This window comes from Flagellimonas algarum (genome assembly GCF_040513375.1).
GTDB lineage: Bacteria > Bacteroidota > Bacteroidia > Flavobacteriales > Flavobacteriaceae > Flagellimonas_B > Flagellimonas_B algarum.
Window position 1 is genome coordinate 1,479,242 of record NZ_JBEVTG010000001.1, and the last position, 25,023, is coordinate 1,504,264.

General features: G+C 49.4%; 24 protein-coding genes. 11 read left to right on the forward strand and 13 right to left on the reverse strand.

What is annotated here, in order from left to right:
• Nucleotides 1-127: 127 nt before the first annotated feature.
• The 3 genes from ABV409_RS06775 (at nucleotide 128) to der (ending at nucleotide 3,761) form a co-directional block, all read left to right on the forward strand.
• A complete protein-coding gene (locus ABV409_RS06775; protein ID WP_353876791.1) occupies nucleotides 128-1,510 on the forward strand; it encodes an alanine/glycine:cation symporter family protein in 1,383 nt (460 codons plus the stop codon).
• Nucleotides 1,497-2,381, forward strand: coding sequence for a GTPase Era (gene era, locus ABV409_RS06780; RefSeq protein WP_353876792.1), 885 nt, complete (start codon nucleotides 1,497-1,499; stop codon nucleotides 2,379-2,381). The genes ABV409_RS06775 and era overlap by 14 nt, the downstream gene beginning before the upstream one ends.
• A gap of 78 nt (nucleotides 2,382-2,459) precedes the next feature.
• On the forward strand, nucleotides 2,460-3,761 hold the full coding sequence (der, locus tag ABV409_RS06785) for a ribosome biogenesis GTPase Der (RefSeq protein WP_353876793.1): 1,302 nt from the start codon (nucleotides 2,460-2,462) through the stop codon (nucleotides 3,759-3,761).
• 7 nt (nucleotides 3,762-3,768) lie between these two features.
• Here der and ABV409_RS06790 read toward each other — a convergent pair whose 3' ends face one another.
• The 3 genes from ABV409_RS06790 to ABV409_RS06800 all read right to left on the reverse strand — a co-directional run bounded on the left by ABV409_RS06790 (nucleotide 3,769) and on the right by ABV409_RS06800 (nucleotide 5,627).
• On the reverse strand, nucleotides 3,769-4,224 hold the full coding sequence (locus tag ABV409_RS06790) for a hypothetical protein (RefSeq protein ID WP_353876794.1): 456 nt from the start codon (nucleotides 4,222-4,224) through the stop codon (nucleotides 3,769-3,771).
• Between the two features lie 96 nt (nucleotides 4,225-4,320).
• Nucleotides 4,321-4,650: a MerR family transcriptional regulator gene (locus tag ABV409_RS06795; RefSeq protein ID WP_353876795.1), complete on the reverse strand. Its 330-nt coding sequence runs from the start codon at nucleotides 4,648-4,650 to the stop codon at nucleotides 4,321-4,323.
• Nucleotides 4,650-5,627, reverse strand: a complete 978-nt coding sequence (locus ABV409_RS06800; protein WP_353876796.1) for a M23 family metallopeptidase — start codon at nucleotides 5,625-5,627, stop codon at nucleotides 4,650-4,652. The genes ABV409_RS06795 and ABV409_RS06800 overlap by 1 nt, the downstream gene beginning before the upstream one ends.
• Before the next feature lie 104 nt (nucleotides 5,628-5,731).
• Between ABV409_RS06800 and alaS the strand changes: the two genes are divergently transcribed.
• The 3 genes from alaS to ABV409_RS06815 are packed head-to-tail and all read left to right on the forward strand — an operon-like array spanning nucleotide 5,732 to nucleotide 10,693.
• Complete coding sequence (gene alaS / locus ABV409_RS06805) at nucleotides 5,732-8,347, forward strand: alanine--tRNA ligase (protein ID WP_353876797.1); 2,616 nt, start codon at nucleotides 5,732-5,734, stop codon at nucleotides 8,345-8,347.
• Nucleotide 8,348: 1 nt separating this feature from the next.
• A complete protein-coding gene (locus ABV409_RS06810; RefSeq protein ID WP_353876798.1) occupies nucleotides 8,349-8,963 on the forward strand; it encodes a DUF4230 domain-containing protein in 615 nt (204 codons plus the stop codon).
• Nucleotides 8,964-9,016: 53 nt separating this feature from the next.
• Nucleotides 9,017-10,693, forward strand: a complete 1,677-nt coding sequence (locus ABV409_RS06815; protein WP_353876799.1) for a hypothetical protein — start codon at nucleotides 9,017-9,019, stop codon at nucleotides 10,691-10,693.
• Here ABV409_RS06815 and ABV409_RS06820 read toward each other — a convergent pair.
• Complete coding sequence (locus ABV409_RS06820) at nucleotides 10,683-12,446, reverse strand: aromatic amino acid hydroxylase (protein ID WP_353876894.1); 1,764 nt, start codon at nucleotides 12,444-12,446, stop codon at nucleotides 10,683-10,685. The genes ABV409_RS06815 and ABV409_RS06820 overlap by 11 nt on opposite strands.
• A gap of 5 nt (nucleotides 12,447-12,451) precedes the next feature.
• On the reverse strand, nucleotides 12,452-12,919 hold the full coding sequence (locus ABV409_RS06825) for a DUF3291 domain-containing protein (protein ID WP_353876800.1): 468 nt from the start codon (nucleotides 12,917-12,919) through the stop codon (nucleotides 12,452-12,454).
• 133 nt (nucleotides 12,920-13,052) lie between these two features.
• On the opposite strand from ABV409_RS06825, the gene ABV409_RS06830 reads away from it, so the two are divergent.
• A complete protein-coding gene (locus tag ABV409_RS06830) occupies nucleotides 13,053-13,520 on the forward strand; it encodes an Lrp/AsnC family transcriptional regulator (protein ID WP_353876801.1) in 468 nt (155 codons plus the stop codon).
• Between the two features lie 117 nt (nucleotides 13,521-13,637).
• Here the strand turns inward: ABV409_RS06830 and ABV409_RS06835 are convergent, their stop codons facing one another.
• Both ABV409_RS06835 and ABV409_RS06840 read right to left on the reverse strand, forming a co-directional pair.
• Entirely contained in the window at nucleotides 13,638-14,219 is a 582-nt protein-coding gene (locus tag ABV409_RS06835) for a DUF4136 domain-containing protein (protein WP_353876802.1), read from the reverse strand.
• Nucleotides 14,220-14,290: 71 nt separating this feature from the next.
• Nucleotides 14,291-14,458 carry a C1orf53 family protein gene (locus ABV409_RS06840; RefSeq protein ID WP_353876803.1) on the reverse strand — a complete coding sequence of 56 codons (168 nt, stop codon included), beginning with the start codon at nucleotides 14,456-14,458 and terminating at the stop codon, nucleotides 14,291-14,293.
• Nucleotides 14,459-14,627: 169 nt separating this feature from the next.
• On the opposite strand from ABV409_RS06840, the gene ABV409_RS06845 reads away from it, so the two are divergent.
• Genes ABV409_RS06845 through hemL form a run of 4 tightly spaced genes read left to right on the forward strand, consistent with a single transcriptional unit; the run spans nucleotide 14,628 to nucleotide 18,002 of the window.
• On the forward strand, nucleotides 14,628-14,960 hold the full coding sequence (locus ABV409_RS06845; protein ID WP_353876804.1) for a hypothetical protein: 333 nt from the start codon (nucleotides 14,628-14,630) through the stop codon (nucleotides 14,958-14,960).
• Nucleotides 14,960-15,868, forward strand: coding sequence for a 1-aminocyclopropane-1-carboxylate deaminase/D-cysteine desulfhydrase (locus ABV409_RS06850; protein ID WP_353876805.1), 909 nt, complete (start codon nucleotides 14,960-14,962; stop codon nucleotides 15,866-15,868). Before ABV409_RS06845 ends, ABV409_RS06850 begins: the two co-directional genes overlap by 1 nt.
• The gene (locus ABV409_RS06855) at nucleotides 15,865-16,722 is read left to right on the forward strand and encodes a glucosaminidase domain-containing protein (protein ID WP_353876806.1); all 858 of its coding nucleotides are present in this window, start codon (nucleotides 15,865-15,867) and stop codon (nucleotides 16,720-16,722) included. Before ABV409_RS06850 ends, ABV409_RS06855 begins: the two co-directional genes overlap by 4 nt.
• A 2-nt stretch (nucleotides 16,723-16,724) precedes the next feature.
• Entirely contained in the window at nucleotides 16,725-18,002 is a 1,278-nt protein-coding gene (gene hemL / locus ABV409_RS06860) for a glutamate-1-semialdehyde 2,1-aminomutase (protein ID WP_353876807.1), read from the forward strand.
• 19 nt (nucleotides 18,003-18,021) lie between these two features.
• Here hemL and ABV409_RS06865 read toward each other — a convergent pair whose 3' ends face one another.
• From ABV409_RS06865 to ABV409_RS06890, 6 genes are all read right to left on the reverse strand, one after another.
• Complete coding sequence (locus ABV409_RS06865) at nucleotides 18,022-18,426, reverse strand: RDD family protein (protein WP_353876808.1); 405 nt, start codon at nucleotides 18,424-18,426, stop codon at nucleotides 18,022-18,024.
• Nucleotides 18,423-19,232 carry a hypothetical protein gene (locus tag ABV409_RS06870; RefSeq protein ID WP_353876809.1) on the reverse strand — a complete coding sequence of 270 codons (810 nt, stop codon included), beginning with the start codon at nucleotides 19,230-19,232 and terminating at the stop codon, nucleotides 18,423-18,425. The genes ABV409_RS06865 and ABV409_RS06870 overlap by 4 nt, the downstream gene beginning before the upstream one ends.
• Nucleotides 19,233-19,271: 39 nt before the next feature.
• Entirely contained in the window at nucleotides 19,272-20,570 is a 1,299-nt protein-coding gene (locus tag ABV409_RS06875) for a serine hydrolase domain-containing protein (protein ID WP_353876810.1), read from the reverse strand.
• A 92-nt stretch (nucleotides 20,571-20,662) separates the two neighbouring features.
• Nucleotides 20,663-21,406 carry a GDSL-type esterase/lipase family protein gene (locus ABV409_RS06880; RefSeq protein ID WP_353876811.1) on the reverse strand — a complete coding sequence of 248 codons (744 nt, stop codon included), beginning with the start codon at nucleotides 21,404-21,406 and terminating at the stop codon, nucleotides 20,663-20,665.
• A 47-nt stretch (nucleotides 21,407-21,453) separates the two neighbouring features.
• Nucleotides 21,454-24,093: a TonB-dependent receptor gene (locus ABV409_RS06885; protein WP_353876812.1), complete on the reverse strand. Its 2,640-nt coding sequence runs from the start codon at nucleotides 24,091-24,093 to the stop codon at nucleotides 21,454-21,456.
• Entirely contained in the window at nucleotides 24,083-24,994 is a 912-nt protein-coding gene (locus tag ABV409_RS06890; RefSeq protein WP_353876813.1) for a FecR family protein, read from the reverse strand. The genes ABV409_RS06885 and ABV409_RS06890 overlap by 11 nt, the downstream gene beginning before the upstream one ends.
• Nucleotides 24,995-25,023: the final 29 nt, after the last annotated feature.

The following is a 25,023-nucleotide window of genomic DNA, read 5'->3' on the forward strand; positions in this document are numbered from 1 at the left end:
TCCAAATTAGGGCCTGCTTGTTTTGAAAACCGGCCCAGAAATCACCCACCTAACGACTTTTCGCCAAGCCATAGCGAATGGTCCGTCTTCAAGTGTTGGCTTGAATTGAAATCCATATCTTCGAAGCATGGAGCAACTCAACGATTTTCTCATCAAGGCCATTTCAGGTACCGAATGGCCCATGTTCCTGCTCCTGATCGGGGGCGGATTGTTTCTGGTGTGCTATTCCAAGTTCTTACCGTACCGGTTTTTCGGCCATGCCATCGCCATTACGGCAGGCAAATACGACGACCCCAATGCCAAAGGGGACGTCAGTTCGTTACAGGCCCTTTCGGCCGCCGTGGCGGCTACCGTAGGCCTCGGGAATATCTCAGGGGTGGCCATTGCCATCCATGATGGAGGTCCTGGAGTGGTGTTCTGGATCTGGATGACCGCCTTGATCGGTATGTGTATCAAATTCTATTCCTGCAGCCTCTCCATCATGTATAGGGGGCAGGATTCGGAAGGAAAACTCCAAGGTGGCCCGATGTTCTATATCACCCAGGGATTGGGAAAAAAAGCCAAACCCTTGGCCATCTTTTTCAGTATCGCCGGCCTCTTCGGGTTTTTGGGGGTCTTTACCGCCAATCAGTTCACCGAAACCTTTATGAGTGTCGTACAGCCTGAAGACAGCTTGTTTGCCCTGGGCGGCAGTGCTGAAGACCCGCTTTTCAATTGGAAATTGCTTATCGGGGCCTTACTGGCCATCATTTCGTCTTTTGTCATCTTCGGGGGCTTGACCAAAATCGCCAAAGTGGCGACCACCATCGTGCCCTTTATGGTCATGGTGTATTTGGTCGCGGTCATTTTGGTGATGATCGCCAATGCGTCCAAAGTACTGCCCTCCTTACAACTGATCATTACCGAGGCGTGGAATTTCAAGACCGTGGTCACAGGAGGCTTCTGGGGGCTGGTGATCATCGGGGTGCGCCGCGCGATGTTCTCGAACGAGGCCGGTCTGGGGTCCGCACCCATGTACCATGGCCAATCGAAAAACGAGGAACCCATTCGTGAAGGGCTGGTCGCCATGCTCGGCCCGTTTATCGATACCATCTTGGTTTGTACGTTTACAGCCATTGTGTTGATATTGAGTGGGGCCTATTTGGAAGAAGGAAGCGGGATCGTCATGACCCTGAACGCCTTCAATACTTCATTAGGAAGCTGGGGCGGTGTACTGCTGATGGTCATCGTGTCGGCCTTCGCACTGTCGACCCTGTTCACCTATTCGTATTATGGGGTGAAGAGTCTGTCGTTTTTGACCAACGCCAAAATCGGGAAGCTTTATAATGTTTACTTCGTGATCATGATCGTTTTTGCCGCTGTGGCGTCGCTGGAATTGGTCAAGAACTTGATCGATCTTTCGTATGCCCTGATGGTTATTCCGAACATGATCGCGGTATTGTTGTTGGCTCCCAAAGTCAATCGGGAAGCCAAGAAATACTTTAAAAAACTGAAGGATGGCCATGCATAAATCGGGTTTTGTCAATATCATCGGAAACCCCAATGTGGGCAAATCGACCTTGATGAACGCCTTCGTGGGCGAGAAACTATCGATCATCACCTCTAAAGCGCAGACCACACGGCATCGTATTTTTGGAATCGTCAATGGGGATGATTTCCAAGTGATTTTTTCCGATACCCCTGGAATCATCAAACCGGCATATGAGCTGCAGCAATCGATGATGGATTTCGTAAAATCGGCCTTCGAAGATGCCGATATCCTGATCTACATGGTCGAAATCGGTGAAAAAACCTTGAAGGACGAAAACTTTTTCAACAAGATCCGCAACAGTACGATTCCCGTATTGCTGTTACTCAACAAGATCGATACCTCCGAACAGGAATTTTTGGAAGCCCAAATGCAGTTTTGGAAAGAACAGCTACCGAATGCGGAGTTGTACCCGATATCCGCCCTTGAGAATTTTAACGTCAAGGAAGTATTCCATCGGATCGTCGAATTGCTTCCCGAGGGGCCGGCATATTTCCCCAAGGACCAATTTACCGACAAGCCCGAACGCTTTTTCGTCAACGAAAGCATCCGCGAGAAGATCCTCCTGAACTATAAAAAGGAAATCCCCTATGCCGTTGAGGTCGAGACCGAAGAATTCTTGGAAGATGACGACATCATCCGCATCCGCTCGGTGATCATGGTCGAACGCGATACCCAAAAAGGCATCATTATCGGTCATAAAGGGGCAGCCTTGAAAAAGGTCGGGGTAGGGGCTCGAAAAGACCTTGAAAAATTCTTCGGCAAACAGGTCCATATCGAACTGTACGTCAAGGTGAACAAGAACTGGCGTAACAATACCAACCAATTGAAACGGTTCGGATACCAGGGTTAGCATCCCCCATAAAGACTTCCAAGACCTTGTGATTGCTTAATCTGCTGAATACCGTACCTTTGTGCCCTATTTTTAGGTATGGGAGCTATCGTAGCCATTGTAGGAAGACCGAATGTCGGCAAATCAACTTTTTTCAATCGATTGATCCAAAGGCGTGAAGCTATTGTCGATGCGGTTAGCGGGGTGACCCGTGACCGGCATTATGGGAAAAGCGACTGGAACGGCAGGGAATTCTCCTTGATCGATACCGGGGGCTACGTGGTCGGTAGCGACGATGTTTTCGAGCAAGAGATCGACAAACAGGTAGAACTCGCCATCGATGAGGCCGATGCCATCATTTTTATGGTCGACGTGGAGTCTGGGGTTACCGGGATGGATGAGGATGTAGCCAAGCTTTTGCGCCGGGTCGATAAGCCCATTTTTTTGGCGATCAATAAGGTGGATAATGCCCAACGGGCTGCCGATGCAGTGGAATTCTATGCCTTGGGTTTAGGTGACTACTATACCTTGTCGAGTATCAACGGCAGTGGCACCGGTGAGTTGCTCGATGCCTTGGTCGAGGTGCTTCCCGAAACCGTTGACGAAGAAAGTGACCTGCCCCGTTTTGCGGTCGTCGGTCGCCCCAATGCCGGAAAATCATCCTTCATCAACGCCCTGATCGGCGAAGACCGGTACATCGTAACCGATATTGCGGGCACCACCCGTGATAGTATCGATACCAAATACAATCGTTTCGGTTTTGAGTTCAATTTGGTCGATACGGCAGGTATCCGACGGAAGGCCAAGGTCAAAGAAGATTTGGAGTTCTACTCGGTCATGCGTTCCGTTCGGGCCATTGAACATGCCGATGTCTGTTTGTTGTTGTTCGATGCCACCCGAGGCTTTGACGGCCAGGTACAGAATATCTTTTGGCTGGCCCAACGCAACAATAAGGGGATTGTCATCTTGGTCAATAAATGGGACTTGGTCGAAAAAGAAACGAATTCGGTACGCGATTATACCCAAAAGATCAAAAAAGCGATAGAACCCTTTGTCGACGTGCCCATCATATTCGTTTCGGTCTTGAACAAACAACGCATCTTTAAAGCCATTGAGACGGCTGTCGATGTATACAAGAACCGCTCGAAGAAAGTGAAGACCCGAGAGCTCAATGACGTGTTGTTACCGATCATTGAAAAAACGCCACCACCGGCCTATAAGGGCAAATACGTAAAGATCAAGTTCTGTACCCAGTTGCCGACGCCTTACCCGCAATTCGCTTTTTTCTGCAACCTTCCGCAATACGTGCGTGACCCCTACAAGCGGTTCTTGGAAAACAAGATCCGCGAGAAGTTCGACTTCACCGGGGTGCCGATGAGCATTTTCATGCGTAAAAAATAGGTATCTCTTAGTCGAGGTTGACCGTAAGCACGATATTGGGGTTCGGAAGAGCCGCCCCATCTACGCGCATCGCCGCAACAAAGGGGATGCCGCCACAACAACCATCGTTTGATGAAAGTTCGATATCGACCTCCAGGTTCACGGACCCAAGGGTTCCGAACACCACTTCAAAAGCATAGCTAGTCGCCTCCCAGGCCGAAGTCTGCAACGAAAGCAGCTGGGTGTCACCGCCATTGAAGAACCCTTCCGCAACTTGAAAGCTGATGTTCGCCGGGGCATTGCCCGTAATACTGACATCCGATGCGTCGAGTACTTCGGCTTCGAATACATTGGTGCTGTTTTGTAAGACTTCGAATACCAAAGTCGGTGGCCCTTCGCAAAGGACGGTGCTGCAATCGATAGCGTCTTCATCACAGGATAATGCCAATAGGAAAAAGGCAAAAAGGAAAAGTTTGTTTTTCATGGGGTCGTTTTAAGCTAAGATTGGCTTTGTGGCAAAACGTTGCTTATAATAACGTGCTTTGTTTTCGTTCCAAAGACCCCTTTCGGGAGTACGCGATCAAAGTTGGTCTTTGATCTTCAAAAGCTCGGCCCTGACCTTTTGCAATTTCTCGATGACCTCGAAATTCGAAAGGGTCTTGTGTTTCTCCTCCTTTAAATGGGTTTTGGCGCCTTCTAAGGTAAACCCACGCTCTTTGACCAAATGATAGATCAATTGCAGGTTTTTGATGTCTTGGGGCGTGAACTTCCGGTTGCCCTTGGCGTTTTTCTTGGGTTGGAGCACATCGAATTCCTTCTCCCAAAATCGAATCAACGAGGTATTGACCCCAAAGGCCTTGGCGACTTCGCCGATTCCGTAATACCGCTTTTCAGGAAGGTCTACATGCATTAATCGAGCGATTGGTTCTCTTGGGTAGCGTATTTCAACATGTTCTCGAATTCTTCGGCCGTTAAACTGCCGTAATAGAAGTTGATCGGGTTGATGCGCTTTTTATCTTTCCATACCTCATAGTGCAGGTGGGGGGCTTGCGAACGCCCCGTATTTCCGACAAATCCGATCAAATCACCGCGCTTGACCTTTTGGCCGACGGTAACATTGTATTTGCTCAAGTGGGCATAAATGGTCATGTAGCCATAGCCGTGGTCGATGCGGATGTGTTTGCCGAAACCAGAGGAACGGTTATCGGCGCGAATGATCTTGCCGTTGCCCGAAGCGTAGATCGGCGTGCCCCGAGGTGCTGTAAAATCCATCCCATGGTGCATTTTTCGGGCTTTGGTGAAAGGGTCGGTGCGCCAGCCATATCCTGAAGCCATACGGGTCAGGTCTTCATTGCTTACGGGTTGGATGGCGGGTATGGCCGCCAACAATTTTTCTTTTTCTTCGGCCAATTTGGCGATTTCGTCCAACGACTTGGATTGGATCACCATTTGCTTTTGGATGATGTCCAAGCGCTTGCTGGCATCGATGATGATTTCCGAATTATTGAAGCCTTCCAGCGATTTGTAGCGATTGACCCCGCCGAAACCGGCCCGACGTTGTTCTTCAGGGATCGGATTGGCTTCGAAATACAGGCGATACAAATTGTTGTCGCGTTCTTCGATATTGCCCAACACCTGCTCCATTTGCTGCATCTTGCGGTTCAGGATGTCGAATTGCAGCTCATAATTCTGCACTTCGCGCTTTAAGGATAATTCTTGGGGGGTATTGACCAAATTGGTGTTCATCAAGAACAGCAGCGTTGCGAAACCGAACAGTGCCGCACCGAGAACAAAAAGGAAGATATTACGATATTTCCGGGATTTTTTTGGTTCAATCTTGCGATACGATAAGGTATCCGGATCGTAATAGTATTTTACTTTAGACATGAATTGAAATTGTCCTATTTTTGGTCATTCGTGTTTAGGTAACAAACAAATATAAAAATTGTTTTGTTGACCGTGTTAAAATTAATTAAAGCTTAACTCCCGTAATGACGTCCCAAAAGGTTAGAGAACAGTTCTTAAACTTTTTCGAATCCAAAGCGCATAAGATCGTAGCCTCGGCCCCCATGGTCATCAAGGACGATCCTACCTTGATGTTCACCAATGCCGGAATGAACCAATTCAAGGAGTTTTTTTTGGGGAATACCCAAGCGACCACCAAGCGGGTGACCGACACCCAAAAATGCCTACGGGTCAGTGGCAAACACAATGACCTTGAAGAAGTAGGGAAGGATACCTACCACCACACCATGTTCGAAATGCTGGGCAATTGGAGTTTCGGTGATTACTTCAAGCAAGAGGCCATTGCCTGGGCCTGGGAGCTCTTGACGGAAGTATACAAGATCGATAAGGACAGCCTGTATGTTTCGGTGTTCGAAGGCAGCGACGATGCCGATGACCTCGATATGGACCAAGAGGCGTTTGATCTTTGGAAGGCCATCGTGCCTGAAGATCGGATCATCATGGGCAACAAAAAAGATAATTTCTGGGAAATGGGCGATCAGGGCCCCTGCGGCCCTTGTTCGGAAATCCATGTCGATATCCGCCCAGACGAAGAAAAAGCGAAAGTACCCGGTGCCACCTTGGTCAACAAAGACCATCCGTTGGTCATTGAGATCTGGAACCTGGTCTTTATGCAATACAATCGCAAGGCCAACGGTAGCTTGGAACCTTTGCCCGAAAAACACGTCGATACCGGTATGGGCTTCGAACGCCTGTGTATGGTACTGCAAGGGGTCCAATCCAATTACGATACTGATATCTTCACTCCCCTGATTCGGGAAATCGAGACCATCACCCGACAAACGTACGGACGCAACGAAGAGAAGGACATCGCCATTCGGGTGATCGCCGACCATGTTCGGGCCGTGGCCTTTGCCATAGCCGATGGCCAATTGCCTAGTAACAACGGGGCTGGCTACGTCATTCGCAGGATCTTACGTCGAGCCGTTCGCTACGGCTTCACTTTTTTGAATACCAGCAAGCCGTTTATTTATCGTTTGGTCAAAGTATTGGCCGAGCGTATGGGCAAAGCCTTCCCTGAACTACGTGAACAATACCAATTGATCGAAAACGTCATCAAGGAAGAAGAAAGCTCTTTCTTGAGTACCTTGGAACAAGGCTTGGTCTTGTTGGATTCGGTCATCAAATCGGCCGAAGGAAAGACCATAGCCGGTGAAAAGGCCTTTGAACTCTACGATACGTTCGGGTTCCCGATCGATTTGACCAGCCTGATCCTAGAAGAAAAAGGCTATGAATTGGACGTTGCCGGATTCGAAAAGGCCTTACAGGCCCAAAAGGACCGATCCCGTTCCGCTTCGGAAGTGGCCAAGGAGGATTGGACCGTTTTGTTGGATGATGCCACCCAAGAATTCGTAGGCTATGACCAATTGGAAGCCGAAGTACACCTGGTCAAATACCGGAAAATCACCAGCAAAAAGGAGGGTGATCGCTATCAATTCGTCTTCAACCTAACCCCGTTTTATGCCGAGGGTGGGGGTCAAGTAGGCGATAAGGGGTATCTGGAGGCCACCAACGGCGACGTGATCTATGTACTCGATACCAAACGGGAGAACAATGAGATCGTACATTATGCTGAAAACCTTCCCAAGGATGTCAAGGGTGCTTTTAAAGCCGTGGTGGATCACAAACAACGCCAGCGTACGGCAAGCAACCACACGGCGACCCATTTGTTGCACCAGGCTTTACGGGAGATTTTAGGCGAGCATGTCGAACAGAAAGGTTCGGCAGTCCATTCGAAATACTTGCGCTTCGATTTTTCGCACTTTGCCAAAATGACCGTCGATGAACTTCGAGAGGTCGAAAACTTCGTGAACGCACGTATTGAAGGTCAGTTGCCTTTTGAAGAACGACGGAACGTACCGATCAAAGAAGCCATGGCCGATGGGGCGATGGCCCTGTTCGGGGAAAAGTACGGCGATACCGTACGCACCGTCCGTTTCGGGAAATCCATCGAGCTTTGCGGGGGTACCCATGTCAAGAATACCGGTGATATCTGGCATTTCAAGATTACTTCAGAAGGGGCGGTTGCCGCTGGCATACGCCGTATCGAAGCCATTACCTCGGATGCGGTCAAAAGCTTCTACTTTAAGAACAACCGATTGCTTTTCGAAATCAAGGACCTGTTGAACAAGGCCCAGGACCCGGTCAAGGCCGTAGCCCAACTGCAAGAGGAAAACAGTCAATTGAAGAAACAGGTTGAGGCCTTGTTGCGCGATAAGGCCAAAGGGCTTAAAAACGAACTGATGGATGAGTTGACCGAGGTGAACGGCATCCAATTCCTTGCCAAGAAAGTCGATCTCGATGCCGGGGGCATTAAAGACCTCAGTTTCGATATGGGCAAACTCAAACCGAACCTCTTTTTGTTATTGGCATCCGAAAAGAACGGTAAGGCGATCTTATCGTGTTACATCTCCAAAGAACTGGCCTTCGAACGCAACCTGAATGCAGGTACGATCGTCCGTGAATTGGGCAAGCACATCCAAGGGGGTGGTGGGGGGCAACCCTTCTTCGCAACGGCCGGTGGTAAAAATCCGGCTGGGATACCTGAAGCTTTGGCCCAGGTCAAGGATTATTTGAAATAAGATGAAAAAAGTCGTTGCAGGCGCACTGATCGCCCTGGCCTCGGTCTTGATCTACAAGTCATGTGCCGATTCCCAGAGTGAAAAGGGCGTGCTGCGAGAACAGTCCGCTTTGGTCCAACGGCAGCTGCAGCAGGTCTCGAAATTGATCGTGACCGAAGGCCATTTTGCCGAGGTATACAATTATGCAGATTCGCGCGAATTGTTCGGGTCTCTATTGACCGCTGACAAAAAAGCCTTGGTCGTCGTCAATGCCGAGGTGAGGATCGCCTATGATTTGGAGCAGTTGGCGTTCACCATAGACAGCACGAACCGCACCGTAGTGCTCCAACATATTCCCCAACCCGAAGTCATCATCGACCCCGATTTTGAATACTACGATATCAGTGCCGACTACTTCAACCCCTTCGGCGCCGAAGATTACAACACGATCAAACGTAGGGTCAAACAAAGCTTGCATGAAAAAATCGAAGCTTCAGGCTTGCTTTCGAATGCCGAAACCCGCTTGATTACTGAATTGCACCAACTCTTGATCTTGACCCAAAGCATGGGCTGGACCCTCCAATACCAAGAAGAGCCTCTAAACGACTTGGAAAGCCTACAGCAATTTTTGGATTGATTTTGCAACATTTTCGTTAGGTCCTCGTCTTTTGGTTGAAACAACCATCAATCATGAAAAAAACGCTGACCCTTATCGGCCTTGGCATGGCCTTGGTCGCTTGTACTTCCAAAAAAAGGACGGATGTCGACTACGTCATCCGACCGATAGTCATCGATAGTGTTCCCGCATTGCATGTCGCCATGCAATTCGATGCCGATAGTTCGGGGACCACCGTTTTGCAGTATCCGAATGATGCATGGGGCGAGTCGGATCTTTTCAACGTGCTCCATCGGGTAGGAATGACCGAAGGGGAGGCGGTCATTGAAAAGAACAAAGACAGCGGGTGGATCGTTATAAAACACGATCGCGATCTCGAACGATTGCAATTCGAATATGTCATCCAACAAGATTTCGAAGCCGATATCACCACTGAAAAAGTATACCGACCGATCGTGCAACCCGAATACTTCCATGTATTCTCCCACAATCTGTTCATGGTGCCTTCGCATGCAAAAGATACCCTAGAACTCGCATTGCAATGGGAAGGTTTTGAAGACGATTTCATCATCCACAACAGTTTTGGCAGTCAAGAGCGACGGCAAGAAGTCAAGATTTCGAAAGAGCGTTTTGGGAGCGCCATTTTCGTCGGTGGCGATTTTAGGGTGCATCGCGACACCATTCAAGGAAACGTCATCAGTTTGGCGACCCGTGGCGAATGGGTCCCTTTTAAGGAGACCGAAGTGATGGAAGTCTTGGCCACGACCTTGCGTTGCCAACGGAATTTTTGGGACGACCACAGCCAAACCTATTTTACGGTCACCATGCAGCCCTTTCATCAAGAAATGGGGAGCAGTTTTCAAGGTACGGGTTTGACGAATTCCTTCGCCACTTCGGTCTCCAACAACGGCTATACCGATTTACAACAAATGGTCTACCTCTTCAACCATGAATTGATGCACAATTGGATCGGCCATACCATTGAAAACGAGAACGAGGAAGCCCAGTATTGGTTCAGCGAGGGTTTTACCGACTACTATACCCACAAGAACATCGCCTTGCACCGCATCAATGGGTTGGATGCTTCCTACTATATTGAACAGATGAACGCCACGGCTCGGAACCTGTTTTCGTCTTCGGTGCGCAATGCCCCCAATTCGGAAATCAACTACGCCAATTTTTGGAGCAATCGCGACTATGGTAAATTGGCCTACTATCGTGGTACCCTTTTCGCATTTTATATGGATCAGACCATACGCAAACGCAGTTTGGGGGCGAAAAGCCTGGATGATATGATGCGTGATATCCTGGCCGATGCCGTCAATTCGGGCCAGAAACTGTCACATACCTATTTTTTGGATGTGGCCTCCCGTTACATGCCCGAAGGATTCGAACGCTTTTTTGAAACACACATTCTAAAAGGGAAGGATTATCCGTTGGCCGAAGTCTATTCGAAATTGGGATTGCAATTCGAACCCAAGAGTACCTTATACGAACTTGGGGTCCAACTCTCGCCTGAGGAAGATCTGGTGCTTTCGGTCGTGGCAGGAAGCCGAGCTGAAAAAGCAGGCGTTCGGGCCGGAGACCGGCTGTTCTCACGCAGTATTTGGTATGGTGATGCTTCGAAAGAGGTCGAACTGGGTATACTGAGAAACGGTCAGAAAATCCAAGTGGCCTATTACCCGATTCGGGAAGCTGCCATACCCACACTGCTCGATTCCGAAACGAACCGCGAGCTGCTTATACCTTGACCATAGCCTGATCCACCAAAGCGATGCCGTCATCGATCAAGTGGCCCACTTCGGGGCGCTCTTGTTTGATCGTATCCAGATGGTCGATAATGGTTTTTGCCAGGGCATCGCGTTTGCCTTGTTTTGCTAGTTCGTATAGTTCGACCGGTAAGAGCCAATCCATAGGAAACCGCTCTTTGACCGCTTCGAACAAACGTCCCCTCGAGGTGGTGGTGTTTTCGCCGGTACGATAAGCACGAACGTGTTGATAGAAGGTTTCCAATTGGAGGCGTTCCGTATCTTTTTCGGCCTTAATGGTAGTATCCGATAGCTCATGCGATATCAAATCGAAGCTTTTTAGGTCAGCCGGCCCGTTATAGGCCGAAGTAATGCTGCACCCCACGGCCATATGGTAAAGCCCCCATTCGGGTAAAAAGAGTACGCTGTCGTCATGGGTTACCGTGCAATCCTCAAAGGTGATCAGGATGATCTTGCCCATCAGGTTGCGCGTACCGGTTACGATTTTTCCGCTGACGATGACCCCGCCTTCGAACTCCAAGGTAACCCGTTTCCCCTCGAAGATGTCATAGGCTTTTAGATCGCGGGGACTCATATCCTCAATCGCCAGATTGATCCCCTTAAGGTTGCCGATGGGGCAGCCGAAACCGTCAGGATGGTTTTCGGTGCCATGACCGACCAGTTCCTTTTCACGATAGGAAAGTGCCGTCGGACCGATGGTACGCAAGTAAACCGGTGCGCCTTCATGTTCGATAATGTGGTTCAATACCCCGGATATCTGGATGCCGGTACTCAGTTCCAAAGTACCAAGGGCTTTGGAGTGCATCAGTTTTTTGGCCCCTTTCAATCCGCCGGTGCGCAGGGCCATGGTATTGGCGAAGTCTTCCAAGACTTGGCTCAAATGGGCAAAATCGGGCGTCACGAACAGCTGGGGCTGGGGTTTGGTGATGTCGAAGGAGGTGTTGGCCGCTTCCAATGAATAAGGGAGTTTTTTGACCGCATCGGTCATGCACCAACTGCTTTCACCGATTGACGAGAGCAATCCTGCACCGTAGATCTTTGGGTGGTCGACATCCCCGATAAGGCCGTACTCGACCGTCCACCAATGCAGGTTTCGGATCAGGGCCATTTCACTGGGTTCGCCCATATTTTCCTGCAAGAATTCGATACGGGCTTCAGCAGCTTGTATATCGGCTTCCGGCGTACCTTCGGCCTCCTTGATGATCGAAAGGTGGCGCACGGCATCGTAGAGTTCATAATCTTTGGCACTGCTGATCGCTTTGCATCCGATCTCGCCGAAACGTCGCAGGTACTCCGCATATTCCGGATTAGCGATGATCGGGGCATGACCGGCCCCTTCATGGATGATGTCTGGGGCAGGGGTATATTCAATGTTCTCCAACTGTCGGATATCGGAAGCGATGACCAAGACGTTGTACGCTTGGAATTCCATGAAAGCCGAAGGCGGAATAAAGCCATCGACGGCCACGGCGGCCCAGCCGATTTCCTGTAAAATCCGGTTCATGCCGTACATATTGGGAATCCCATCGATCGAAATACCGGTTTTTTCAAGGCCTTCGAGATACGAACTGTGGGCTACCTTACTGAGGTAATCGACATTTTTGCGCATTACATAACGCCAAACCGCTTGGTCGATGGCCGAATAGGCTTCGTAATGCTGCGGTTTGATGTATTGCCTCAGGTGCTGCGGCAGTTTGTCAAGCACCGGGTTACTTTCATAGATGTCTGAAGGCATGTTTTTCATAGGGTTGTGGGATTTCCGGCCGGGTCGAACAGGTTGCGGATACCGAAGGCTTCCGATGAAGGACCGTTTGCTTCAAGGGCTTCCAGTTTGTCTTTGGCCATTTGCAATGTCGGCAACTCCCCCTCGGGCAGCCACCATAGCACGAAAAGGGAAGGTCCTTTGAGGTCGAACCATTTTTTCTTGTTCCGCAAGAAGTAACTGTGCACGGTGCCGTATACAAAGTCTTTCAACGCATCCAAATCCGCCCAAACACTGATGTTGACCGCCATCATTTCGTCTTTGAAGGGCGATTCGAGATAGGAGGCCGGTCGCCCTTGCTCGTCTTTCAAGCGCCAAATAAAACCTGGGCTTTCCTCTGCAAAGCGATTGACGGGTTCGAGGAAATCGACGAACTCCTTCATGATCGGGTCGTCCAAGGAGGCTTTGAAGCGGGCGATGTTGGCTTGTGCTAAATGGTACTTCATTGCTATTAAAGATAAATATTTAGCCTTGTAGAACCATATATTATCAAAATATTAGTGAATATTACTTTAAATAGTATAAATAATAGGAAAAAGAACTAATTTTAACACCGTTCAACCTCTCAAAAAGGAACCTATGGAAAATCGATTGGACGCTATTGACCGGGCCATCTTGAAAATATTGGAGCATGATGCCAAAACCGTGGCCAAGGATATCGCCGCCCAATTAGGAATGACCAAAACGCCGGTTTATGAACGCATCCGCCGTTTGGAGCAGGAGGGGTATATCAAGAATTATGTGGCCATCATTGATACCGAAAAGGTGGGGCAGAGTATTACGGTCTTTAGTTTTGTTTCCCTTGAGGCCCAAAAAGGGGACTTTATGGACGATTTTCTCCAAAGGGTGCAACAGCTTGATGAGGTGGTCGAGTGTTTTGTGGTCGGCGGGGAATTCGATTTCTTACTCAAGGTCATCGTCAAGGATTTGGATGCCTATTACCATTTCGCGAAAAGCCAAATTGCGTCCTTGCCCAATATCGGTGCGGTGAAAAGCGCCTTCGTACTCAATGAGGTGAAAAACAAGAAGACCTTTCCACTATTGTGAAAAGGTCTTGGTATAAAGATATCCAGTGTAAAAAAACGAAGAACCTGTTTCACGTTTCCACCACAATAAACACTCAACTTGTTACTGCAGGTTCTTCGTTCGCTCTTGGATAGGATCTTAGTTCGAAGCGACCGTCTGTTCGGGCGGGTAAGCCTTCAAAATCTGCGAAACGAATTCCTTGATGCGCTGTTCCTTTTTCTCGATATTGCCGGTATTGTTCAAGGTGCCGGCCCCACGGCCTTGCCAAACCAATTCCTTGTTGCGGTTATCGATCAAATCGATGTATAGCGAACCTTCGGTACGGGTGCTCACATTATTACCTCCCCAGCCCCAACCAGGTCCCCAGACCCAAGGGTTGTAGAAGCCCCAGCCCCAGCCCCAACCCCAGCCGAAACCGAAGTTGTTGTTGTAGACGTCGACCTGTTCGCGTTCTTTGGTGAAAATGCTGACCAACAAATCGGGATCTTGCGACTTGGTGAACCCGCGTGAAGTCATTTCCGCGTCAATGGCATTGAGGATCCGTTTTTTGTCTAAATCCGATATTTGGGCCTTATCGATGCCGGTTTTGTAAAAAGCATAGGTCTTGTACGAATTGAAGTTGGCTTCCTTGTCGTAGTCTGCAATGACCCGCACGGAAACACAGGAACTTAAAAACACCAACATTGCGAAGACGGAAAGAAGGATTCGGAAATTTTTCATAACAACGATTTTTGAGTTAAACAGCAGCTCGAACGCTCATTATTAAGCATCAAAGATTGTGCCGAAAATGTTTAGGGCGACGGCTTCGAATTCGTTTTGGAATCATAGCCGTAAGGGCAATGCCTGCATCCACTTTCGCAGCAGTAGCCACGCTTTAGATGGAACTGCTCGGTAAAGACGCGATAGCCCTCTGGGGAAAGGTAAAAATCCCCTTCTTCAATGGGGATGATTTTTTTCATGCCGTTTCGTTTCCTTTCACAAAATTACGGAATTCATGGGCGTACAACGAATTGTCGTGTTGTTCATCGTTTGGGGATAAGAAAATTCCGAACCCATCGTTTGTATAGTCCGAATCGGGTATCTTTGTGGTGCCCCACGGTCAACAATGTTCGCTCAAAGAACACCTATATGATTGTTGTATTTAAACACTTTTTCCGAAAGAATTATGTCGGCCTTACACTTTGGCCCTTCATCATAGTCCGTGAAGATGTGCATAAGGAAGATGCCGTGCTCATCAACCATGAGCGCATCCACCTAAAACAACAGCTCGAACTCTTGATCCTACCGTTTTACCTCTGGTATTTTGCCGAATGGTCGCTGCGCACCTTGTGGTACCTTGATTCCTATCGGGCGTATCAGAACATATCCTTTGAACGTGAAGCCTATGCGAACGAACGTGATTTCGACTATCCAAAGGACCGGAAACCCTATGCGTTTTTAAACTACTTGTTCAGGGCCTGATGGTCGGGGAATCGACCAATCAGGAAGTCGACCTGCCGGTGTTGGCGAAACATGGGGTGCGACTTTTCATAAAACGGGAAGATCGAATCCACCCCTTGGTCTCCGGCAACAAATACCGCAAGCTGAAATACAACCTCGAGGCCGCTATCGCGCAGGGTCATACGACGCTATTGACCTTTGGAGGTGCGTATTCGAACCATATCATAGCGACGGCCTGTGCCGGAGCGGCCGCAGGCCTCAAGACCATCGGGGTCATTCGCGGGGCCGAGCTGGCCCATACGCAGGAACTAAACCCGACCTTAACACTGGCCGAAGCCCAAGGCATGCGCTTTTATTTTGTGGACCGCCAGACCTATCGGGAAAAAGACCAGGCCGAATTTCATAAGCTTCTGGAACAGCGGTTCGGAACTTGTTACCTGCTGCCCGAAGGAGGGTCCAACTCCTTGGCAGTGCAGGGATGTTCGGAAATTTTGGGCGCTGCCGATACCGATTTTGATTGTATAGCCACGGCTGTAGGCACTGGGGGTACCTTGGCCGGATTGAGCAATGCCGCCCGGGCTGGACAACGGGTTTTGGGTTTTTCGGCCTTAAAAGGTGGTTTTTTAAGCGATTCCATTCGTAAATTCGCAAGCAAATCGAATTGGGAACTCATTGAAGGATACCATTTCGGGGGGTATGCCAAGGTCACGGAAGAGCTGGTCCAATTTATCAATACCTTCAAGGCGACCACGGGCATTCCTTTAGATCCGGTGTATACCGGTAAGCTGGTGTTCGGCTTGATCGATAGTATCGAAAAAGGGCTTTTTAGCAGCGGCTCCCGAATTTTGGCCATCCATACCGGTGGCCTTCAAGGCATTGCCGGAATGAACTCGGTTTTGAAGCAAAAGAATTTACCATTACTCGAATGATGATGCGACGATTGTTATTGGGAGGGGCCGTACTGATGTTGTTGACTGGCTGCGGTACCAAGAAGCGGGCAAGGAACAACCGCAATGTACAGACCGTGGAGCGGAACAAAGGGGTCTATAACCCGAATTCAGGGTTGAAAGGGGCCAAGTTCGATCAATCGAAGTTGTACCCACTCCCCGAAGATCCCGGCTTTTTCAAGCGCTTTCCCATTGCGAATACCCAAGAATACATCAGTGAATTTTCGAAAATCGCCCAATACGAAATGCGCGCTTTCGGCATTCCGGCGAGCATCACCTTGGCCCAAGGGATATTGGAAAGTGGGTCGGGTCGAGGCGAACTTACCCAGAAAACGAACAACCATTTCGGTATCAAATGCCATACCGGTTGGCAAGGGGATTATGATTTTCACGATGACGACGCCAAGGGGGAGTGTTTCCGAAAGTACAACCACCCCATGTTCTCGTTTCGCGACCATAGCATTTTCTTGGCTTCCCGATCGCGATATCGTTTTCTATTCAACTACCGACGCGATGATTATAAAAAGTGGGCCTACGGATTGAAAAAGGCCGGTTATGCCACCGATAAGAAATATCCCCAAAAGTTGATCGCCTTGATCGAACGTTTCGACCTGGATCGTTTCGATGCCGAAGTGGTTGAAAACGGCTTGGAAACCGTACGCAGACCCAAACAGTATGAGGTATTTACCCATGTGGTCGAAAAAGGGGATACCTTGTACGGGATTTCGAAAAAATACCTTGTTCCGGTTGAAGAGATCATGCGGTTGAACAATATGGAAAATACCGTCTTGTCGATCGGGCAGGTCTTGAATTTACGGAAGATCAAAACAAAATAAGCATGCGATACCAACGCAGCAGCGCTTTGTTCGCTGAAGCCAAAAACTATATTCCCGGTGGGGTAAATTCCCCGGTACGTGCCTTTAAGGCCGTCGGTGGTGAACCGATTTTCATCGATGAGGCCAAAGGGGCCTATCTCTATGATGTGGACGGCAACCGATACATCGACTATATCGCTTCTTGGGGCCCGTTATTGTTCGGGCATGCCCACCGTCCGGTCATCGATGCGGTGGTCGCCAAGGCGCAAAAGGGAACCTCTTTCGGTATCCCTACCGAAATAGAGACGGAGCTGGCCAAACTAGCGGTTAGCATGGTGCCGAATATCGACAAGATCCGTTTCGTGAATTCCGGTACGGAAGCCTGCATGAGCGCCGTGCGATTGGCGCGCGGCTTTACCGGAAAGGATAAAATCATCAAATTCGCCGGCTGCTATCACGGGCATTCCGATTCATTTCTGATCCAAGCAGGAAGCGGGGCCGTTACCTTTGGAAGTCCGAATAGCCCCGGAGTGACCCAGGGAACCGCCAAAGACACCCTCTTGGCCGATTATAATGATTTGGAAGGCGTCAAGAACCTGGTGGCGAACAATCCGGGTGAAATCGCCGCCATCATTTTGGAACCCGTCGCCGGAAATATGGGGTGTATCGTACCCAAGACGGAATTTATCAAAGGACTGCGCGAACTCTGTACCCAAGAAGGTATTTTGTTATTGTTCGACGAGGTAATGACCGGGTTTCGTTTGGCCCGTGGTGGGGCCCAAGAAGCCTTAGGGATCGATGCCGATATCGTCATGTTCGGCAAGGTCATCGGTGGGGGCTTGCCCGTAGGCGCTTTTGCCGCTCGTGCCGAAATTATGGCACACCTGGCCCCCGAAGGACCGGTGTATCAGGCGGGGACCTTGAGCGGAAACCCCTTGGCAATGAGTGCCGGTCTGGCGATGTTGACCGAAATCGAACAACAACCTGGAGTCTATGAAAGCCTAGCACGAAAGACGGCGTATTTGCATGAGGGTATTGCCGGAATTCTGTCTGAAAAGGGCGTGACCCATCAGATCAACCGCTTTGGAAGTATGGTTTCGGTACACTTCTGCGATGCCCCGGTGACGGACTTCGCCTCTTCAGCCAAAGGAAATAATGAAGACTTCAAGCGGTATTTCCATGGCATGTTGGACGAGGGGGTGTACTTGCCGCCTTCCGCTTTTGAAAGTTACTTTTTAAACGATGCTCTAAGCTATGGGGATTTGGACCGCACTTTAGAGGCGGTTCGGAAACTTTTCTAGGTTACACTTTTTTTGGGGATCAGCTCTTTTTTTCAATCTCCAACACCACGGAGCGGATGGCGAGGTCGTGCAAAGCCATTTTCTTTTCATTGGCGGTAACGGTCAATAAAGACAGCCACCCCAAGGTCGCTTTAAGGACAAATCGGATCAGTGCTGCGAAAAAGGATATGTTTTGTGTGGCATCGCGCTCTTTTTTGACCGTGATGTTGCTGTAGGTATGGCCGATGGTGCCGCCGAATTGACTGGTCATCAAGGGGTCATAGAGTAAAAAGAGGAAAATGGCGGCGATCATCCGAACCGAATCCGGAACCTGATCGAAAAGGGCCAACACCTCCGAAATGGCATACATTCCTGCAATGAGGACGATCGAGTCGATTACCGCGGCTTTCACGCGATCAGGCAAGAGGGCATAGGGCTTGGTCATGGTATCCGGTTCAATTTTTCAACCTCGGTGTTGATTCGTTGGTTTAAAAGTTCCAGTTCGTGATCATAGCGGTTGGTGTCTTCCGATACGATTTTTTTGATCAGATGGCATTGTTGTAAACGCAGTTCGGAATACACCAAGATGATGCTGTTCCGTTCCAATAGTTCGGACGGCAAGCCCTCTTTCGAATTCAAATCCTTGACCAGGGCGATGTTCTCCTTCCAACGCGGTATGCTGGTCAGGTCCAATTCCGTGATGATGCGCGCATTGCTTTTTTGTTCGATCCCTTCGAATACGGCCAAGGATTCCTCTTCGTTTTTTCCGTATACGGCCATTTTGGTATCATACTCGGCATAGGCGGCATCATCCGGTTCCAATAAGAACACATGGCCGATTGCGAATACGGCCAGGCAAAGTAGCGAAATCAATCCGATGCCGGCCGCGCGCCAACCGGAATAAAATACGTTCCCGAAAAATTGATGGTTTTTCAGTACCTCGCCCTGCTTCCACTCCACGAGTCCCCAAATGATGGCGGTGTATACCAACGGGATCAGCTGTCGCGGTATACGATCGATAGTGGCTTCCGGGAGCATAAAGATCCCCCCGAAGAGGATAACGGTCGATAGGATACCGATCCATAGGGCTTTCTTCGCTGCCTGCGGTCGTTCAAGGGCTTTGAAATTCTCACCGATCATATAGCCCGCGGCAAGCGGACCGCCCAGGAAAGTGGCCCCTCCTATGGCTTTGGTCGAATATAACTTGATGTCTTTAGTGGTATTGGTCGTAGATGGGTCGGTTTCGGTCATGGAATACGATTGGCAATTGAAGTAAGGTGATGTTTGCTTTTAATTCGTCATCAGATAATCCGAAACAGCTTGATAGGCCGGAAGCGAAGTCGGGTCGATTTTGGCATTTTTGGCCTCAGGATGTGATGCGAACCTGACCAAAACCATTTCCGCTGCAGGGTCGATATAGATGGTTTGACCGTGCACGCCCCGAGCGGCAAAGGCGCCGTTCGCATTATGGGTAATCCACCACATGTTGCGATAGCTCCATCCTTTTAATGAGGCGTAAGCTGAATTGGCGAAGCGCTCTTGATCGCCCCCTTTCATAATGTCTTCTACCAAAGCAACCGGTAAGACCTGTCGGCCATTGAAGCGGCCTTGGTTCCGGATCATTTCACCGAACATGGCCATATCGCGCATATTGGCGCTAAAGCCACCACCAGCAAAGGCAATACCCGCGGCATCCACTTGGAAATAACCGTCAATATGGGTGCCTATAGGTTTCCAAATACGTTCAGAAAGCAACTGTGGAATCGTTTTTCCCGTCACCCGTGATACGATCCAACCCATCACATCGGTATTGATGGTTTTGTAAGCAAACGCATCACCATGGGCCCCCTCCCCTTTTTGCACCGTTTGTAAATAGGCGTAGTAATTTTTCGGCCCAGTATATCCTTTGGGTTTTGGTAGCGGGTTGCCCGCGGCCGAAAATACCCATACTTCGGCATTCGGATCCGAGTAGTCCTCACTGTATTTTAAACTCGTGGTCATATCGAGTATCTCACGTATCGTGGCATCCCCAAAGGCGGAACCTTGTAATTCAGGCACATAGTCCGCTGCGGGCTTGGTCTCGTCCAAAACCCCCTCGGCCAGCAATAATGCCCCAAGGGTACCCGTAAAGGTTTTGCTGACCGACATGGCCGCATGTACCCCTTCTGGTTGTAAGGCCCCAAAATACTTTTCATAAACGATGGTGCCGCGGTGCAGGATCAATAAGCCATCGGTATAGTTGGTCGCCAAAGATTCGGTCCAACCCATACGACCCGTACCGTTCAAAGGGGTGAACGAAAGGGAATCGATGTGACTGTCCAAATCAACGGAGAATTCATAACGATCGCTTTGGGCCGCCGCCACTTCGGTGGTCGGTAAGAACTGCCGCATATGGCAGACACTGTATCGCAAGGCGGGAAAGGTGAAAAAACTTCCATCTTCGGCCAACGCGATGCGATCGGAATTTGGAGGGAACCCTTGCATCCATCCCATAAGGGCGGGGTCGGATGCCTTGGCATCAAGCTGTTTTTGGGCGCATATCGTTAGGCAAAACCCAAAACAGCACATCGACAGGAGTATTCGTTTCATAGCGGTTTTTTAGTCTCCGTAAGATAACGAAAATTGAATATTGTAGGAATACTCCGAGAGTGAATAGCGAGGCTTCGATTTTAGGGAATCGTTTAGTTTTCGAGCACCCCTTGCAATACGTCATAGTACCGGGCCGCGATGAAACCTGCCCCTGCTTCATTGTAATGTACATCATCTGCCAATAAGCTATCACCGAATCCGGTCGCCATATCCACTACCAAAATAGTAGAGGTGGCGGTTCGCTCGTCCATAGCGATCTTTGGCACGTCTTCTTGCATTTGATTGAAAAAGGCAGTCAGCTGTGGAGTCATGGCGCTGCTCATGGCCGGTGCCAGTTGTTCGATGATGATCGTCACTCGGGGGTTCGCCGATTGCAAGAGGTCGATGATCGCCTTGATATTTGTTAGGGCCTGCTCATAAGACTGGTTGGTCAAGGCATCGTTGCCCCCCGGCGAACTCAACAAGACGATATCAGGCCCTCCCGTTTGCTGTAACCAAGCTGGTAGGCCTTGCAAGATCTGACCGGAGGTAAAACCACCCCGGCCTTCATGGTCGGGATCAAAACGACGACCGGTATAGGTCGGGTAGGAGGAGGTATCGTCCCGCGTACCGACAAAATCAAAGGCGACCCCCGAATCGACCAATAACTTCCATAACTCGTAACGGTAACTTTCGTATTCAGGGCGGGCTCCTTCGACCCTGGAAGCGCCTAAGGGCATGATGGTCGTGGCCGAACCACTGGGGTTTTCCGGGCTAGGGGACATGGGGTTTTCCGAACTGCAGGAAAAAACCAGCATAAGCATACAAAGGAATCGGGCGATCAAAGAAACGTTCATAAGATGTTTTTTAAAGAAAACAGGGACAAGCTTGTCTTACCCTACCCCTAAAAGCTGACCCGAAATAAAAAATTCGGGGTAAACCCCAATGACAATTGTTCCAATTGGTCGATTTCTTGCAAACCGGTTTCCGGATTTTCATCCACGCGATAGAACACGGAAAGGGGTACCTGACGGGCATAAAGGTTTTGGGCCGAAACCCCTAAGACGCCCTTTGTGTTTCCCGTTGCATTGAATGCAAACCGATACTGGATCGAAGCATCCAATCGGTGGTAATCGGGCAAGCGGGCGCTATTGATGGGTGCGAAATCAATATCCCCGTTCATAGCGTCAAAACCTGTAACCGGGGTGAATGGAGCCCCGGAACGGAAATTCCACCCCAATGAAAACCGCCAAGCATCAAGTTCATAGGTATTCGACAGGGTCAGGTTGTGGGTGATATCATTGTTGCCCGGAAATTGGCCTGCTGCGAGTTCTTCAAAACGATACCTCACTTCGTTGAAGGTATATCCCAGCCAAATACGATAGGCCTGCCATTGTTTTTTCAGGAGGACATCGACCCCGAAAATCTCACTTTCCCCTTGCGAGTATTCTTCAGAGGCATTGGTAAACCCGTTGGTAAAAGACGTCAAGCCATCGATGTTTTTGAAATAGGCATCCACATCCAAGGTCCACCCTCCGATATCGTATAAGAAGCCGGTTGAGAACTGGGTGCTTTCCAAAACGGGTATATTCTCTTCCGTCAATGTCCAGATACCGCTTTGCAAGCGCAATCGGGTATCTTCGAATTCGATCAATTGACTGACGATTTGAAAGCGTCGTTCAGCGGTCAGCTTGATTCGAAGGTTTTTGCTGAGCGGATATTCGATATTCAATCGAGGCTCGAAATACCAAGCGTCAAGAAGTGAAAACCGCGACCCTCGAAGGCCAAGCCGTACCAAACCACGATTTTTTGGTCTGAAGTCGTAATTGGCGTAAAGCGCATGGGTGGTGTTTTTAAAATTCGAGGCTTCATTGAAGTCCCTTTCATCTGCAGAAGCTTCGCCGTCTTCAGGGTCTTCGGGTTCGATATCCTCATCGCCAAGCTCATCGCGAAACAATTGATAAGCCACTTCGTTGCGCGTCAGTTGATATCCTAATTCAAGTTGTTGTTTTTCGTCAAGATCATAGCCCAAGCCAGCACGTAAGCCATAGTCCTTGACCGAATTTCGCCTAAGGTTTTCTTCGGTCACGGCATTGTCTTCAAAAAACCGATTGCGGTATTGGCTGTCGAAATTCGAGTAATACGCGCTGAGGCTGTGGTGCCAATCCCGGCCTTTGCGTCCCGTCCAATCAAAACTGAGCCCTTGGTTCTCGGTGCTCAAGGCATCTTGTGACCGATTTTCATCATCGACCAGTACAAAATTCAGGTCGTTGTCGGTCAACAAACCACTGACATAGATGCTATCGTTATCAGAGGGTTTGACGATCAGTTTGAGGTTGAGGTCGTAAAATGAAAAAACTTCTTCGCCTTCGACCAGGGTTTCTTCGTCTTCTTCAGCGGGAATGACTTGACCGTTGCCATCGTTTACAATGATGGTGTTCTGGAAGACTTTTTCGGAAATGGCCTCAAAGGTAGGGGTGCCCAAACCTTCAATATCGGCATAAGAACGACGGCCCGAAACGACCAAGCCTAGCTTATCGCCCAAAGGGGTTTTCAGGTAGGTGTCAGCTTGTGTGCCGTTCAGCCCAAGACCGAAATTCAAGGTTTCGGGGATTTGGGTTTCCCCTTCGATGTCGATGACCCCTGAAATACGTTCGCCATAGGCTGCGGAGGCCCCGCTTTTCGACAAGGTGGCACGGGTGGTGATGTTCGGGTTGAATATCGATAACATCCCAAAGAAATGTCCGGTGTTGTACATCTTGATGCCGTCATACAGGATCAGGTTTTGGTCGGCAGAACCGCCACGGATCTGGATGTCGGACACGGTCTCGTTGATGCTCGATATACCAGGGACCCACTGTGCCGATTGGAAAACATCGGATTCCACCAGCCCTGGTAAAGCCCCTTGCTCGGCCGGTTGAAGGGTCAATGAACCGTCTTTGTTCTTATCGATGCCCTTGATCAGGTAAGAGCGTACCACGACCTCTTTCAAGGATTCGATTTGGGGTTCCATCAAGAAATTCAGACATTCTTGGTCCGCGAAATCGGAGGGCATGAGCAATCGGGTCGCATAGCCCACGAATTGGAGCAGGATCCCCGTTTCGATCGGTTCGTCGACAATTGAAAAATAACCCCGTGCATCGGTGGTATATCCTTTGGTGGTGCCCTTGATCAAGATGGTGGCAAAAGCCAAGGGCGTTTTATCGATCGCATCAAAGACATAACCACATACGGTACTTCGTGTGTCCGGTGGACTGATAATGATCTGATTGGTACGGATAGGTTCGAACAACAAGCCGGTGTCACTTTGGAGATATGCCAATAACCCATTGATCGTCAATTCTTTCGAAAGCGTGATACGGTATTCGGCGATAACCGTTTCGGAATAGGAAAACAAAAGGTCCGAACGTGCTTCAACATCTTGAAGGACTTGTGCCAAGGGGGTGTCATTGTAGGTAAAGGTATAGCGGTCTTGGGCCTTGGCCACGAATACAATGGCTAAAAGCATCCCTGTCAATAAGAAACGCTTGAGGCTATCGTGCATATAAGGTGACGGTTTTTTGATCTTCCGATAATTCGTATCGGATTCCCATGGGAACCAACACTGACTTCAGGGCCAAAGGCAGATCGTCATGCACGAAACTGCCGGTAAACCTTCCTTCGATGAGCTTGGGTCCATACTCGAAACGGACCATATAGTAATGCTCTAATTCGGCCAGTACCTTATGCAACTCCGCATTCGAAAAGCGGCTTTGGCCGCTTTGCCAGTCGGGTCTGTCATCGTTATGTTGAAAAGTGACCATCACCTTGCCTTTGAAGGTCAAGGCATCACCGGCTTCCAATACAGATCGTTGTTCCTCTGGGGCATGGTCGAAACGGACCCTGCCCTCATAGCATCGGAGTTCAAAGTCCTCATTTCGGATTTTTACGTTGAACTCCGTTCCCAAGACACTCACATCCCCTGAGGTAGTGCGCACTTGAAAACCTTCGCCCTTGGTCACCTTGAAAAAGCCTTCCCCTTCGAGCTGTACGGTTTTGTTGTTCGTCCAAAAGAACCGACGGTGTTGCAAGCGCGATTGCGCATTCAATACCACCGTACTGCCGTCTGGGAGGATGATTTCGCTTTTCTCTCCGATACCGGTACTGTAGGTGATTTTACTGAAGAACAGGCCAAAGAGGAGTACTATGGAGGCCGCGATACCCAAGGTGTAATAGAGTGGCCTTAGGTTCACCACCTTTTTTGCGTTGCCTGAAGCAATGCCCTGCCATACTTTTTCGCGAAGGGCTTCCTTGTCGAACCCGGGTTTTTCAATGCCCTCAAGATGCCGTTGCAACCGCAGGTATTCCGCATAGGTTTCGGATGCCTCGAACTCGGCCGATTCCGCATCGGTCAACTCATCAGCGAGCCAACGGGCCATTATCGTATCATCTTTTTCTTCGAACATAGTTTTGCTACATACATCTAGGAAACAGG

Excerpts from the sequence above, each read along its gene's own strand:
- ABV409_RS06775 (WP_353876791.1), top strand. The coding sequence starts at position 128 with ATGGAGCAACTCAACGATTTTCTCATCAAGGCCATTTCAGGTACCGAA.
- era (WP_353876792.1), top strand. The coding sequence starts at position 1,497 with ATGGCCATGCATAAATCGGGTTTTGTCAATATCATCGGAAACCCCAAT.
- der (WP_353876793.1), top strand. The coding sequence starts at position 2,460 with ATGGGAGCTATCGTAGCCATTGTAGGAAGACCGAATGTCGGCAAATCA.
- ABV409_RS06790 (WP_353876794.1), bottom strand. The coding sequence starts at position 4,224 with ATGAAAAACAAACTTTTCCTTTTTGCCTTTTTCCTATTGGCATTATCC.
- ABV409_RS06795 (WP_353876795.1), bottom strand. The coding sequence starts at position 4,650 with ATGCATGTAGACCTTCCTGAAAAGCGGTATTACGGAATCGGCGAAGTC.
- ABV409_RS06800 (WP_353876796.1), bottom strand. The coding sequence starts at position 5,627 with ATGTCTAAAGTAAAATACTATTACGATCCGGATACCTTATCGTATCGC.
- alaS (WP_353876797.1), top strand. The coding sequence starts at position 5,732 with ATGACGTCCCAAAAGGTTAGAGAACAGTTCTTAAACTTTTTCGAATCC.
- ABV409_RS06810 (WP_353876798.1), top strand. The coding sequence starts at position 8,349 with ATGAAAAAAGTCGTTGCAGGCGCACTGATCGCCCTGGCCTCGGTCTTG.
- ABV409_RS06815 (WP_353876799.1), top strand. The coding sequence starts at position 9,017 with ATGAAAAAAACGCTGACCCTTATCGGCCTTGGCATGGCCTTGGTCGCT.
- ABV409_RS06820 (WP_353876894.1), bottom strand. The coding sequence starts at position 12,446 with ATGCCTTCAGACATCTATGAAAGTAACCCGGTGCTTGACAAACTGCCG.
- ABV409_RS06825 (WP_353876800.1), bottom strand. The coding sequence starts at position 12,919 with ATGAAGTACCATTTAGCACAAGCCAACATCGCCCGCTTCAAAGCCTCC.
- ABV409_RS06830 (WP_353876801.1), top strand. The coding sequence starts at position 13,053 with ATGGAAAATCGATTGGACGCTATTGACCGGGCCATCTTGAAAATATTG.
- ABV409_RS06835 (WP_353876802.1), bottom strand. The coding sequence starts at position 14,219 with ATGAAAAATTTCCGAATCCTTCTTTCCGTCTTCGCAATGTTGGTGTTT.
- ABV409_RS06840 (WP_353876803.1), bottom strand. The coding sequence starts at position 14,458 with ATGAAAAAAATCATCCCCATTGAAGAAGGGGATTTTTACCTTTCCCCA.
- ABV409_RS06845 (WP_353876804.1), top strand. The coding sequence starts at position 14,628 with ATGATTGTTGTATTTAAACACTTTTTCCGAAAGAATTATGTCGGCCTT.
- ABV409_RS06850 (WP_353876805.1), top strand. The coding sequence starts at position 14,960 with ATGGTCGGGGAATCGACCAATCAGGAAGTCGACCTGCCGGTGTTGGCG.
- ABV409_RS06855 (WP_353876806.1), top strand. The coding sequence starts at position 15,865 with ATGATGATGCGACGATTGTTATTGGGAGGGGCCGTACTGATGTTGTTG.
- hemL (WP_353876807.1), top strand. The coding sequence starts at position 16,725 with ATGCGATACCAACGCAGCAGCGCTTTGTTCGCTGAAGCCAAAAACTAT.
- ABV409_RS06865 (WP_353876808.1), bottom strand. The coding sequence starts at position 18,426 with ATGACCAAGCCCTATGCCCTCTTGCCTGATCGCGTGAAAGCCGCGGTA.
- ABV409_RS06870 (WP_353876809.1), bottom strand. The coding sequence starts at position 19,232 with ATGACCGAAACCGACCCATCTACGACCAATACCACTAAAGACATCAAG.
- ABV409_RS06875 (WP_353876810.1), bottom strand. The coding sequence starts at position 20,570 with ATGAAACGAATACTCCTGTCGATGTGCTGTTTTGGGTTTTGCCTAACG.
- ABV409_RS06880 (WP_353876811.1), bottom strand. The coding sequence starts at position 21,406 with ATGAACGTTTCTTTGATCGCCCGATTCCTTTGTATGCTTATGCTGGTT.
- ABV409_RS06885 (WP_353876812.1), bottom strand. The coding sequence starts at position 24,093 with ATGCACGATAGCCTCAAGCGTTTCTTATTGACAGGGATGCTTTTAGCC.
- ABV409_RS06890 (WP_353876813.1), bottom strand. The coding sequence starts at position 24,994 with ATGTTCGAAGAAAAAGATGATACGATAATGGCCCGTTGGCTCGCTGAT.